Source organism: Novipirellula sp., assembly GCF_041583735.1.
Taxonomy (GTDB): Bacteria; Planctomycetota; Planctomycetia; order Pirellulales; family Pirellulaceae; genus Novipirellula.
The window spans coordinates 1-12173 of the sequence record NZ_JBFHFD010000232.1 but is presented as its reverse complement, the minus strand read 5'-3'; the positions used below and the strand labels follow the sequence as shown (position 1 = coordinate 12173).

At 54.7% G+C, this 12173-nt stretch carries 9 protein-coding genes and 1 pseudogene; 5 read left to right on the top strand and 5 right to left on the bottom strand.

Annotation, left to right across the window (positions count from 1 at the left end):
- Together ABX962_RS17685 and ABX962_RS17680 are read right to left on the bottom strand one after the other, a co-directional pair.
- A partial coding sequence (locus tag ABX962_RS17685; RefSeq protein ID WP_372721363.1) for an SHD1 domain-containing protein occupies nt 1–1474 on the bottom strand: 1474 nt, incomplete at its 3' end.
- A gap of 263 nt (nt 1475–1737) precedes the next feature.
- Nucleotides 1738–3123, bottom strand: coding sequence for an arylsulfatase (locus ABX962_RS17680; RefSeq protein ID WP_372721362.1), 1386 nt, complete (start codon nt 3121–3123; stop codon nt 1738–1740).
- A 771-nt stretch (nt 3124–3894) separates the two neighbouring features.
- On the opposite strand from ABX962_RS17680, the pseudogene ABX962_RS17675 reads away from it, so the two are divergent.
- Both ABX962_RS17675 and ABX962_RS17670 read left to right on the top strand, forming a co-directional pair.
- Nucleotides 3895–4113, top strand: a pseudogene (locus ABX962_RS17675) (hypothetical protein); the annotation flags it as partial.
- 79 nt (nt 4114–4192) lie between these two features.
- Nucleotides 4193–4360, top strand: a complete 168-nt coding sequence (locus ABX962_RS17670; protein ID WP_372721364.1) for a hypothetical protein — start codon at nt 4193–4195, stop codon at nt 4358–4360.
- A 424-nt stretch (nt 4361–4784) separates the two neighbouring features.
- Here ABX962_RS17670 and ABX962_RS17665 read toward each other — a convergent pair whose 3' ends face one another.
- The 3 genes from ABX962_RS17665 to ABX962_RS17655 form a co-directional block, all read right to left on the bottom strand.
- Entirely contained in the window at nt 4785–5483 is a 699-nt protein-coding gene (locus tag ABX962_RS17665; RefSeq protein ID WP_372721361.1) for an outer membrane protein, read from the bottom strand.
- A 965-nt stretch (nt 5484–6448) separates the two neighbouring features.
- Nucleotides 6449–7366 carry a metallophosphoesterase gene (locus tag ABX962_RS17660; RefSeq protein ID WP_372721360.1) on the bottom strand — a complete coding sequence of 306 codons (918 nt, stop codon included), beginning with the start codon at nt 7364–7366 and terminating at the stop codon, nt 6449–6451.
- Between the two features lie 560 nt (nt 7367–7926).
- Nucleotides 7927–8247, bottom strand: a complete 321-nt coding sequence (locus ABX962_RS17655) for a hypothetical protein (protein WP_372721359.1) — start codon at nt 8245–8247, stop codon at nt 7927–7929.
- Between ABX962_RS17655 and ABX962_RS17650 the strand changes: the two genes are divergently transcribed.
- The 3 genes from ABX962_RS17650 to ABX962_RS17640 form a co-directional block, all read left to right on the top strand.
- The gene (locus tag ABX962_RS17650) at nt 8241–9773 is read left to right on the top strand and encodes a M48 family metalloprotease (RefSeq protein ID WP_372721358.1); all 1533 of its coding nucleotides are present in this window, start codon (nt 8241–8243) and stop codon (nt 9771–9773) included. The genes ABX962_RS17655 and ABX962_RS17650 overlap by 7 nt on opposite strands.
- Nucleotides 9774–10352: 579 nt before the next feature.
- On the top strand, nt 10353–11753 hold the full coding sequence (locus tag ABX962_RS17645) for a sulfatase (RefSeq protein WP_372721357.1): 1401 nt from the start codon (nt 10353–10355) through the stop codon (nt 11751–11753).
- A gap of 87 nt (nt 11754–11840) precedes the next feature.
- A partial coding sequence (locus tag ABX962_RS17640) for a sulfatase-like hydrolase/transferase (RefSeq protein WP_372721356.1) occupies nt 11841–12173 on the top strand: 333 nt, incomplete at its 3' end.

The following is a 12173-nucleotide window of genomic DNA, read 5'->3' as shown; positions in this document are numbered from 1 at the left end:
TGCCATCGCGGATTCTCGAGTCGTTGATCATGGTGGGCATCCCGGCGGCGACCCCGGACGCCGTCGTGGACGGAATTTCCAATCCAGCGAGATCCAAGCTCCAGCCCTCCGGCGCCGGACCTGATGGGACCTTCTTCGCACCTGCGGGTGCACTGGAGCTCTCCATCGACTCGGAGATCTCCAATTGGATGCTGTCTTCGCCGCTGAAACCAAACTCCATTTCGGGGCCCGCTGCGTCGCCGGCATTTCCGGTTCCGAAATTTAGCATCGTTGCCGCTTTTGTGACTGCCTGGTCAAATTCCTGTTGCGACTCGGCCGCCAGTAGTGAATCCAATACCGTGCCCGCCATGACGGTAAACATGCCCGTCATCATCGTTATGCCCTGCATGCTTTCCGCGTTATCCGATTTCATCTGTTCCATCGCTCCTTTCAGTTCGCCAGATTCGAGTTTCGCCTTCAGTTCGTTCCATTGGCTGAACTGTTCCTCGGTGACCCAGCGGTTCGAGACACGGACCAGCTTGGCCTCACGCGATGTGAACTCAAAGTTAAAGTCACTCGCCGGTTGTTGACCTTCCGTCTGCGGAACTCGCACGATGGCGTGGTCATCATCAATCTGCTCGATCGTCAACGAGTCGAGGAATCCGTCGATTGCCCCCGGCGGAGCTAGCTGGAACAAGGGTTTCAGGTGACCGCCGAGACGCGGGCCGTGGTAGTTGATCGCTTGCGAAAGGGTACGCTCCCCTGTCATATCAAATGAAAAAGCGAAATCAACCAGCTCGTACAGGACGCCGACGGCGGGATCGTACGCTTGATCGATTTGCGGCATGACGTCTGTCGGGACCTGGTCCAACAAGGGCGAACCAAGCACAAACGGTTTCTTGGTGACCAAGACTTCGATCGCTTTGAAGACAACCGGTTCGACTTGGGATTGCAGAGCGGTGCTCTGATCGACGAACGGACTAACCTCGCTGCGGAAACGGTTGTCATCAAATGTGGCACGCATTTCTTCGGGCAACGCATGCCACAATACTTCGGGATGCCCCGCCAGGAATTGTTGTTTGGCAAAGTTGATCGTTTCACGCACCGACAAGTTGTCGGGGAACGGCGGCATCGGATCGACCGAAGGCGGCGTGGGCGGATCAAAATCCAACGCTCGGTTGACAGTGGGTGCTACTGCAGACTCCGATTCCGACGATGACTGCGCAGGTTGCTTAAGCTCGTTTCGCATTTGCTCATAGGCGTTGCGAGCCTGATCACGACTCTCCCGGCTGAGCTTCGCAATCGGGACGCTGATTTTGGCACCATTGTCCTTGAGCAAAACGATGCTCTTGCCCTCAACACCGATGAACTTGGCATCGATCGAGAATTGGCCGGTTGCATCGGTCCACGTTTCCGCTTTCGCCGAAGCGTTAAATGAAGTGCCGAGCACGGTGATGCATCCGAGCAAGCAGAAGCGTCCGATCCAAGGTCGCAAATAACAGGATCTTGGAAAAGCATTTTTAAGCAACATAGGAACCTATCGAGTGAGCGAAGCAAGTTGAAAAGGCCAACAGCGAATTCAAGTCAGCCTAATCGATGGGCTCGAATGGAATGAGAGCCGGGGCGCAAAAATATCAAACAGGCCGCGAAAAATTAACGTACTGTTAATTTTCCGCAGCCGTTTGCAGAGAATCGCGGGCAACAATTTCCCCACCTGCTAACGAGCCGTCCCACCTCTATTCCCGTTGTCCAAGAACACTATTTTTTCTGCGACTTCTTTTTCGCCGCCGCCGCGGTGGCCGGATCGGGCCAATCGGGATGCGGCGTGCGAGCTTCGTTCATCGTTGCCACCGCTTTGCTAACCAGTTCGGGGTGGGATTGGGCCAAGTCGGTTGTTTCGCCCAGATCATTGGCGAGATCATACAGTTCAATGTCAGCCCCCGGGGCGGGGCGAACTGCTTTCCAATCACCCCAGCGGATTGCCTGGATTGGTCCCGGTCGGTTCTCATGCAATTCCCAATAAAAATAATCCCGTTGAGGTGCCGGTCCACCTTCGAGGAAATTGACTAACGAGTAACCGTCAGGTTGAAAGTCCTGAGGGATTTCGGCTTGTCCCAGCTCGGCAAACGTGGGCAGCAAATCCCAGAACGCCCACGGTTCATCCGTCACGCGGCCGGCGGGAACCGTGCCAGGCCACCACGCGAACGCCGCCTGACGAAGCGCTCCTTCATACATGCCCCTTTTGAATCCACGCAGCTTGCCGTCCATCGTCTGATTGAAACGTTTGCCGATTGCAGTGTTTGGATTAAACGACGAGCCATTGTCACCGGAGAAGACGATCAGCGTGTTTTTGTCGATCCCTTTCGCCTTGAGCAGCTCGACAAGTTCGCCCATGTCCGAGTCAATCCGTGTCACCATGGCCGCGTAGTTCTTTTCGGTCTCGGTCCATGGTTTGTCTTTATAAATTCCCTGATCGTCGATTTCGAAACGTCCGTGAGGAAGCGTGATCGCATAGAACAGGAAAAATGGGTTACTGGAATTCGCGTCGACCCACTTCAGCACATCCTGCTGGATCAATTCCTGTGCGTACACCTGTTTCTTGCCGTCTTGATTTTCAGGGATTTCAAAACGCTGGTCATCGTTATACAGATAGTTTGGGAAGTAGCTGTGCGCATGTCGCTGGCAGTTGTAGCCAAAGAAGTGGTCCACGCCGTTTTTGAACGGGCTGCCCGACGTATCGAACATGCCCATGCCCCATTTGCCCATCGTCGCGGTTTTGTACCCCGCGGTTTTCAGTATTTTGGCAATCGTGACCGTATCGGCCGGAAGCGGGCGTTGCCCTTCTGGTTGGATCTCGCGGTTGGCCCGCGTCGGACAGTGCCCCATATGCAATCCGGTAAAGAACGAACTACGTGCCGGTGCACAAACGCTGGTACCTGTATAGGCCGACAGGTACCGCGTTCCCTCGTTGCAGAGTCGGTCGAGATTCGGTGTCTGAATCAGTTTCTGGCCGTAGACCCCGAGGTCACCCTGCGCAATATCGTCGGACAACACGAAGATGAGGTTTGGCTTGTCTGATGCTGCCGCAAACAGAGGCAGGCACGCGAACACGAACGCTATTGCCGTCAAAAGTTGTTTCATCATTGTTTTACATTCGTTCTCGGAAGAGCTCATTTTTAACGGTCGAAAGATTCTGGCGGAGAGCGACATTGTCGAGTGTCCGTTTTGGTGATCCCCAAAATACCATAGACAACCCAAGAGACAACAATACGGTCATGTTTTCTTTCCCGTCTCCAAAACGACCGTAACCGACTCCCGCGGCGAGTGGTTTCATACTCGGGCGTCGCCGGAGTCACACTCGTGGGTTCGGGTGAAATCAAATGGGAAAGTAAATGGGTCAGGAAAGTTTGGCAAAATGATTTCCAGGCTCGAGGTGGCTTGGCTTTTAATCATTTTGCCCCTTAATCATTTTGCCAATTTCCAACGCAGGTCTCTATCATCCACGGGCTCACGCCCCGTGGCTACATCCCGCCGTCCCGTTGGGACAAACGATAGCCACGCAAGTGGCGATAGGTTGTAGCCATGGGCGTCAGCCCATGGACAACGAACGCCCCGAGTACAAATAGTCCTGAAGGGACGACAGGAGATGGAAGCCCCACGTTTCATGTCGGCTCTCTTCGAACGTGTCGCCTGCTACGATTTCAGTCCCGCTCGCCCCAGCAGAAGCGTTTGCGACGCATCCACGGGCTCACGCCGATGGTGTTCAATTTCACAGCCGGATGGCGTATGAGAGATCAAAGGGGTCAGATCAAAGGGGGCAGGGTCAGATCAAAGGGGGCAGGGCTCTTTGACAGAAAGAGATCAGGGTCAAAAGAGATCGAAGGGGTCAGGCCTCTTTGATGGGTGAGTCAGCGCATGTATCCTGTGGTTTTCTACTTTTGCCAGGTTACATTTGATACGCCACGACCACCACGGGCGGATGAAGCGGGGGGACTTGATCATGCGCTCAATCGCGGAAACCTCCGTGCGACGATCTTTCATAAAGACGCTGATTTCGAAGCGTTCGAACGAATCTTGTACGAAGCTTTGCAGATTCATCAAGTTGAGTTGTATTCGTATCAGTTGATGCCTAATCACTACCACCTGCTTTTGCGGCCTCTAGTCGACGGCGTGATGAGCCGGTTTATGGGTTGTGTTGGAGGGGACGCATACGATGCGTTACCACGCACACTACCACACAAGTGGTCAGGGCCATGTGTACCAGCAGCGGTGCAAAAGCTTTCCGATTCAGGATGACGCGCACTTCTTTGTCGCTTGTTGCTATGTCGAGCGAAATGCACTTCGTGCTGGTTTAGTGGACCGAGCCGAAGATTGGCGTTAGGGATCGCTTTCTCGGTGACTTGATCGACCAGAGCGGCGCCCTCCGCTGCTGACAGCGTGGCCACTCGCGCGATTGCCTCGATGGGTAGATCGTGTCAACGAACCGTTAAGCGAAGTAGAGCTCCAGTCGATTCGAGTGTCCGCTCAACGGGACAAGCCATTGGGTGACGAAGGTTGGGTGGAATCGATAGCGCGTCGATTGAATTTGGAATCCACCATGCGTCCCAAGGGCCGATAGAGGATAAGGCTCCCGAAAGGCCAAGACAAAGAGTCCTGACCCCTTTGATTGATGCAACTATAAACCGCGGCTCGCCTTGCTCTCGCAGATCCCGCACGGCCCGCATTCACCGGAGCGAGGCAAGGGAGTGTCCAAAATGCTGTGTCCCTTAGCAGCTGTATCCCTTAGCAGCTCTGTCGAACGGATCTCAGCGGCGGAAGACGCGTAGCGTCAACACCAATTGATCGGAATCGAGATCGACGTTCAGATTCCCCGAGGGGGCACCGCCGGAAATCGTTTTCAGGTTCGTGTTGGCCGTGCCAAGATCCATACGGCGGTAACCGAAATCCATTTCAACATTGGAAAGCAGTTTGCATGTCAACCCGACCCCGAATTGATGGGCGACGTCAACATCATCTTTGCCGCTGACGACGACGCCGTCGCTGGCTGCAAATTCGAAGTGTGACCAGCCGATTCCTCCGCCAGCATAGATCTCAACGTTTTCGCTGATTGGCTTGTCGATCCACAGGTTCGACATACTGGTGAAGCGATCAGTGAAAGCACCGCGGTAAAAGAACGTATAGGGCCCCGGCGGTCCTGGAAAACTGTTCAGTGTGAATTCCGAGTCGTTCAGGAACATATACTGGGATTCCAAGCGAATCTGATAGTCGCAGTAGTCGAATTCGCGTCCAATGGCAAATGCATAGGCATCGTTCGTTTCATGCTCTTTGCCGGAAGCGTCGAAGTTGCCGTTGGTGTTACGTCCGGAGCCTTCCACGGTCAGGAAATCGCCGGAGAAGGAACCGGCGACGTAGCAGTTATCGAAATTAAAAAGCTGGGCCGAGGCGGAACTCATTCCCGTAATCGACACCACGAGGACGAGGAAAAGTTGCTGTCCGAGTCGCATGTTGGAATCCTTTCAAGTTGGGGCAAACAGCGGTCATTTGTTGAACCGTTATTCAAAACAGTCCAAGCCGCTCTAGAGAGCTATTTCGGACCACGTCGTCTACGCAGACCAGCAAAACCGTGATTCCCCGCGCGACGCGAATGATGGGTCTGACTTGACCAATCGCTACGGACTACCAACCAACAACGCCGTTAAGACGCCATATCCCCCCCGCTTTCGCTTGTTAAGTTGCGCGTGTTTCACAACCCGAAGCATAAGCAAGGGAATCTCGATATTGACTCGGTCCCTCGCTAGCGTTTCGGGTTATGATTTGTTGTTGGAATGCTGCAAAACCGCATCATCAATACTTTCGCTAAAACCACTTTCGTTTTCAGCGCATGAGACGCTAGACATTTAGCTCAAGTGGTTGACCCATCTAGTGGCAAGCAACCACCCATCAACTCAGTTGCATGCTGTTCACCGTCCGCTTAATCCACTGAACAAGACGCACTGGGAACAAGACGCACTGGGAAAGTCGATAGAGTTGACGGCACCTGGCTGCGCCCAATCGCGAGGATAAGGGGAACGCTGCGACGCATTTAGAGTACGCAAATCTCGGCATTTGCGTTATGTAGCTACGCTCGCCAGAGCGTGGATGGTTGCCGTCCGTTGAGAATCACTAACTACTGGCGAAGGTAGCGACGAGTAAAATGCTTCACAACATTGCCCGATGGGGTGATACGATCGCGATTTCGCTCGCATCCACGAACTCTCGCCCAATGCCCTCTACTTTGGGTTGCGCTCGCGGCGCGGGGCCCGTTCGTCGGCGGCAAGTAATACGCTGGATTTTGACCGGGCGGGCCCGCGCTGCTCCGCTATAAAATCCACCCGTCTAGAGCGAAAGTCGATAACCACGAACTCCCGTCTTGTTAGTACTGTGGTGTCCATGTTTTCCCAGCAACACGATCACCTCCACCGGCGGGCATCTAGCGATAGTTGAAGTGCCACAGACGGTCCTTGCAAACTGGGTCCAGGCGGGGGACGCGAATGAAGCGGAAATCGCAGGGACGGCCGCTTTCGGGAATCTCGACGGCGGTCAAATGGCCAGCCTCGAGGAAAACGCCGCTATCTAAATTCAGCGCGCCATCATGGACGACGGATTTGAAGATCAATTCTTCGTCGCGCCAGGGAGTGGTATCAGGAATGAACGAGTACAAATAAAAGAGCGGTGTGTGTCCATGAACGATCAGTTCCGGAAAGCGGGGGGCGTGGCCGAGCCCGTCGCGGGTCCAACACAGGTCTCTTGCGTCAGCGGCGATTTGGGATTCGATCGCGCGGTGTGCGTCGTCCATTTGCAGACTGGATGGACGAATTCCGGAATGCACGAACAGGCAGTTTCGTTCGATATGATGCGTCTTGCACTGAGACAACAGATCCAAATGCGGCTGAGGAAGTTCCCAATCTGTACGCTGGAGTTTTCGCGTTACTTTTTCGAAATGTCGTTCAGGGTGATCGTGTTGAAATGCCCAAAAGTCCGCATTGTCGGCACACGGCAGACCGTACGACTTGAATGTTGCCCAGGTCTCATTGCTGCGTATGAAGAAGCTAATATCGGCTCCACGAAACATCGACGGCGGAAACGCGGTGAGGTCGACGTCGGCGCCGACTAAACGCTGCATGGCCAGCAGCATCAGCTCATGGTTGCCGAGCAACAGTACCAGTCGCACGCCGCGGTGTTGCAACCGAAGCAATTGGTCGTGAACCCCTCGCGAGTCTTCGCCTTTGGACGATAGATCTCCTGTGCACAGCAGCGTGTCATCGCGACGCAGGTCCAGAATCTCGAGCAATTTTTCGAAGGTTTTGCTGCACCCATGAATATCGCCTACCGCAACAAATCGGCTCATCGTCCGCCCGCCCCAGGATGCTGGTGTGTGAATGCTGCGGAACTCCCATATTCGCTCATCGTGTTAGGATCGCCTCCTGCCGGGTCATGAATGATAAACCGACCATTATACATCGCTGGTGAGATGATTGAATGAGGTATTTCCGCCGAGGAACGCCCCGGCGGAATTTTTTAGTCGCATCCACGCGCTCACCACGCCCCGCTAGCCCCGAAGTGGCTGAAACTTTTGGTGTGCTGTGATTTTTGGTTGGACAGTCTTTCGGCCACCTCTCCACCAACTTCGTTGGGGGAGAGGTAACTGAAGAATAGGTCGGAACAAAACCTCAACTCAATGTGCGACATCACTTCAAAATTTTGCTAGGCCACCGCGAGCACATGGACCACTAAACCGACTCGCGGCAAGCCTGATCTATCTTTTTTATGGCGCAAACGTTCCGCGGTGACATCTTTGATCTGACATTGCCTTATCATGGAGCGGCGGTTTCGTTCGGCCAACCGTCGGGCGTTGAGATGGCGAAGGCCCCTTTTTGCTAGAGAAAGTTATCGTGGCGGATGCAAACTTTAAATTGAAGTGCCCTTCGTGCGAGAAGGTGTTGAAGGTTCCGCAGGCGGTGCGTGGGAAAACGGTTCGCTGTCCCGCTTGTAGAACAGCCTTCCGTATCCCGGCGTCGAAAACGAGCCTGCAGCCCCAACCGGCGAATCCGCCGTCGCCAGTTCCGCAGGCAACCGTTCCGCAGCGACGTGTCCCGCCGGCCGACTCACCTCGTCCCCAATCCGCTCGCTCGCCAATTCCTTCAACGGCTCCACCGACCGCTGCGAAACAACAGCAAGCTCCGTCCCCGACCCGATCTGCCGACGATATTGATTGGGACGACTTGTCACTGCCGTCAACCGGAGCAACGGCCGCGGCTTCGCCGAGCACGCCCAACGCTCTGGACAACGACGATCTGTTTGCCGATCTGCAGTTACCTGCTGCGACGGCCACCCCAATGGCTTTCGCATCACAACCGGCAGCGTTTCCGGTACCGGCATCGGTAGCGAAAGTCACCTCGAGTGAATCCCCGAAACCGAATGTGGGACCCGGCAAGCCGGCAGCAGCACCGGCAGCGAAGATTGACTTCCGTCACGAGATTCAACGGCAATTGGACCAACCAATTGCGATGCACCGACCGAGCCTTGGTTATCGCGCCGGGTTGGGGCTGCTGAGTTTGTTCATGATGGCGATGCCGCTGGCCTACGTCGCGTTGGTCGCCGCTTCCGCATGGTTGGTCTATCACTATACGTTCCACGTTTTTCCCGAGTTGGTTTCCGGAATGGGCGTCCGTGGTGGCCGCGCAATGATCTTTGTCTGGTTGGCAATGGTGTCACCGATCATTGCCGGCGTGACCGTCGTGATTTTTATGCTGAAACCGATCTTCTTTTCGTTGGTTGGATTTGGTCCCGCTCGTACACGCGCGGTGACGCGTGAGGGCGAACCAGTGCTGTTTGAACTTGTCGATCATATCTGCGACGCGATCAAAGCCCCTCGTCCTCAACGCATCCAAGTCGACAGCAACGTGAATGCCTCGGCATCCTACGGAGCAGGTTTTCGTGGCATTTTCAAAGGAGAGCTGGTGTTGACCATTGGGGTTCCCTTGGTTTCGGGGCTGACGACGCGACAACTTGCCGGGGTTCTTGCGCACGAATTTGGTCATTTTTCACAAGGCGCCGGCATGCGTGCGCAGTTGATCATCGCCGCGATCAATCTTTGGTTCGCCAAGGTCGTTTATGCGCGTGACGCGATCGACGAAATGCTGGATGAAGCGATCACCGAAAGCGAAACCGCGTTTGGATTGGTACTGGCGTTGGCGCGCGGGTGTGTGGGGTTGGTACGCTGGGTTTTGTGGGGATTCATGGTCGCGGCGCACACGGCCAGCAGCATCTTCAGTCGTCAGATGGAATTTGATGCGGACCGCTACGAGATCGCTTTGGTGGGGTCGGAGGTGTTTGTCAGCACGGGCGAAGAGTTGCACCTATTGAATGCGGCGTCGGGCCATGCGATGGAGGGAATGTATTCGCTGATCAAGAAAGCCGTGATGATTGACAATATCCCTCGCATGATCCAGCTGTGTCGACACAAAATGCCCAGTGACGAGGTCGCCAAAGTGAAGCAAATGATCGCGACGGGGAAAACAGGGCTGCTGGACACTCACCCTTGCACTCGAGAGCGGGTCGAGGCGGCACAGCGGATCGCACAAGCGGGAGTGTTTACAATTGATCGCCCCGCACGCGAACTGTTTCGCCATTACGATGCACTGTGCAGCAACGTGACCCAAGACTTTTACCGCAACGCCATTGGCCGATTGGTCAACCCCAGCGAGTTGCAACCGGTGGATCAACATCTGCATGTGGTGATGCAAAGCGGGTAAGGGTGCATCGACCGCTCGTAAGATTCTTTTCCAGTGCAATTCGTATCGCCCCGTTTCGAGCAAACCGCGTCGGAGGCGGACGGTGATCTGGCGAACAGTATAGTCATTCGCGTTTGCGGCGATGTCGCCCCGAATGACGACGGTCCGTGATTCAGTTCAGGGGAAGCGATTGACTCGGGGGACGCGAGGGGCACCGCATCGCACGTTCGCGAGTCCGTTCGTGATAATGCTGGGTCGATTGAAACTCACCTGTATTGGTCGATGGTTGCGGAAACCGTAGCACGCGACGGAAGATATCCGGTCGCCTTTCCAGATCGGACAACAATGCCCCGTGACACTTTTCGAACCAGTGGCTTGTCAATTCGATTTGCCGAATCGTGCTAACGGTTCTGGTGCACTCACAACCTGCGGCCGTGCGGACACTCGATTCACGTTGCAAACATGGGATTGCCCTCCATCAACAAGTCGTCAAGACTTTCGGTCTGCCAGGCGATTCGCCAATCGTCATGGAAGCCCCGAAACGATAACGGACCCGACCTTCGATTTCAGCCAACTCAGCAAATCAGACCACTGATGAACATGAACATTACCCTTCGACTGATCCCGCTTTGCTTGATGATCGCAACCGCAACTGCGGCCTACTCCAAGCCGCCGAACATTGTCTTGATCATGGCGGACGACCTTGGATGGAAGGATCTTCAGTGCTACGGCAACGAGAAACTTGATACGCCCAACCTGGATCGGCTGGCAGAGCAGGGCTTGCTATTTACCGATGCCTACTCGGCTGCGCCCGTTTGTACTCCGACACGCGCGGCGCTGATGACCGGAGAATCGCCGGCGCGTCTGAACATCACCAATCACGCCGGAGGACACCCACCAAATTTTCAGAAACCCGGTACGGATTTGATCACACCGATTTGGTTACGACACCTACCGCTGGAACGGGTCACGCTGGCCGAGCAACTGAAGGCAGCTGGGTACGCGACGGGCTTTGTCGGGAAATGGCATCTCTCTCATCGCAGCGGATCCAATCCGAACTCCGACCAAGATCAGCCGACCGAGCCGGAATTGCGCCCTGAACATCAAGGCTTTGACATCAATATCGGAGGTTGTCGGTTCGGTGGGCCCCCCAGCTATTTCAGTCCGTACGGGATTCCCAACCTGCAAGGCAAAAGCGATGGCGAGTACTTGCCCGACCGCTGCGCTGATGAATGCATCCGCTTTATCGAGTCGGCCCAAACCGATGGGAATCGCCCGTTCTTTCTTTGCTGGTGGAACTACTCGGTTCACTATCCTTTCCAAGCCCCTGACGATTTGATCGCCAAATACGAAGGCAGGAAAGGACCGGGCGTCGAGAATCCGACTTACGCAGCAATGATTGAGGGGATGGATCGATCGATCGGCAAAGTCATCAAGGCAATTGACGAACAAGGTCTCGACGAAGATACGTTGGTGATCTTTACGTCTGACAACGGACCGTTCGCGGCAAACGTGCAACCGTTGCGAGCGGAAAAAGGGCACCTGTATGAAGGCGGGATTCGAGTCCCAATGATCGTTCGCTGGCCCGGTCACGTCAGCCCTTCCACGCAAACTGCGACGCCGGTAATCACCATGGACATTCATGCAACGATTCTTGCCGCAGCGAACCTAAAGCCCGATCCCTCCAATACGCCTGACGGAGTCTCTTTGCTACCGCTGCTCAAAGATGGATCGGAACTGAAACGCGACTCGATCTATTTCCATTATCCCAATTACGCTTTTCACCAACAGAATCGATTGGGAAGTGCCGTTCGCTCAGGCGACTACAAATTGATCAAGTATTATGACGATGACTCAATTGAACTCTATGATCTAAAACACGACATCAGTGAGTCGCGAAACATCGCGAAGCAGATGCCGGAGAGGGCTCAGCAGCTTCGATCCGAGCTGGACGCGTGGCTGAAAAAGACCAACGCCAGCCAGCCAGGGCACGCGAAGTGAGGCTGCTTGCGATCGTGGCAGCGAGCTGATGAACCCGGAATATTACATAACGCATTGATGAATCACGCATTGGTGAGAAGCCGACTGATGAAAAACAGACTCCAACTGATTTTGATTTGCATCTTCGTATTGTCCCCATTTGCGTCAAGCATTGGTCAAGATCAAAGCCCCAATGTGCTGTTCGTTTCCGTCGATGATCTGAACGATTGGATTGAACCGCTCAAGGGGCATCCTCAGGCAATCACGCCTAACTTCACTCGCTTTAGGCAGCGGTCCGTTTGCTTCACAAACGCAAGTTGTCCGAGTCCGGGTTGCAACCCATCACGTACGGCGATCATGACCGGTTTGGCCCCCTACACATCGGGTGTTTATTCGAACTATCAGGACTGGCGTGAAGCGATTCCAAATCGCCGAACGATC

What these genes read in the sequence shown, in the direction of transcription:
- ABX962_RS17670 (WP_372721364.1), top strand. Translation starts at nt 4,193, where the DNA reads ATGCGTTACCACGCACACTACCACACAAGTGGTCAGGGCCATGTGTAC.
- ABX962_RS17645 (WP_372721357.1), top strand. Translation starts at nt 10,353, where the DNA reads ATGAACATTACCCTTCGACTGATCCCGCTTTGCTTGATGATCGCAACC.
- ABX962_RS17660 (WP_372721360.1), bottom strand. Translation starts at nt 7,366, where the DNA reads ATGAGCCGATTTGTTGCGGTAGGCGATATTCATGGGTGCAGCAAAACC.
- ABX962_RS17665 (WP_372721361.1), bottom strand. Translation starts at nt 5,483, where the DNA reads ATGCGACTCGGACAGCAACTTTTCCTCGTCCTCGTGGTGTCGATTACG.
- ABX962_RS17680 (WP_372721362.1), bottom strand. Translation starts at nt 3,123, where the DNA reads ATGATGAAACAACTTTTGACGGCAATAGCGTTCGTGTTCGCGTGCCTG.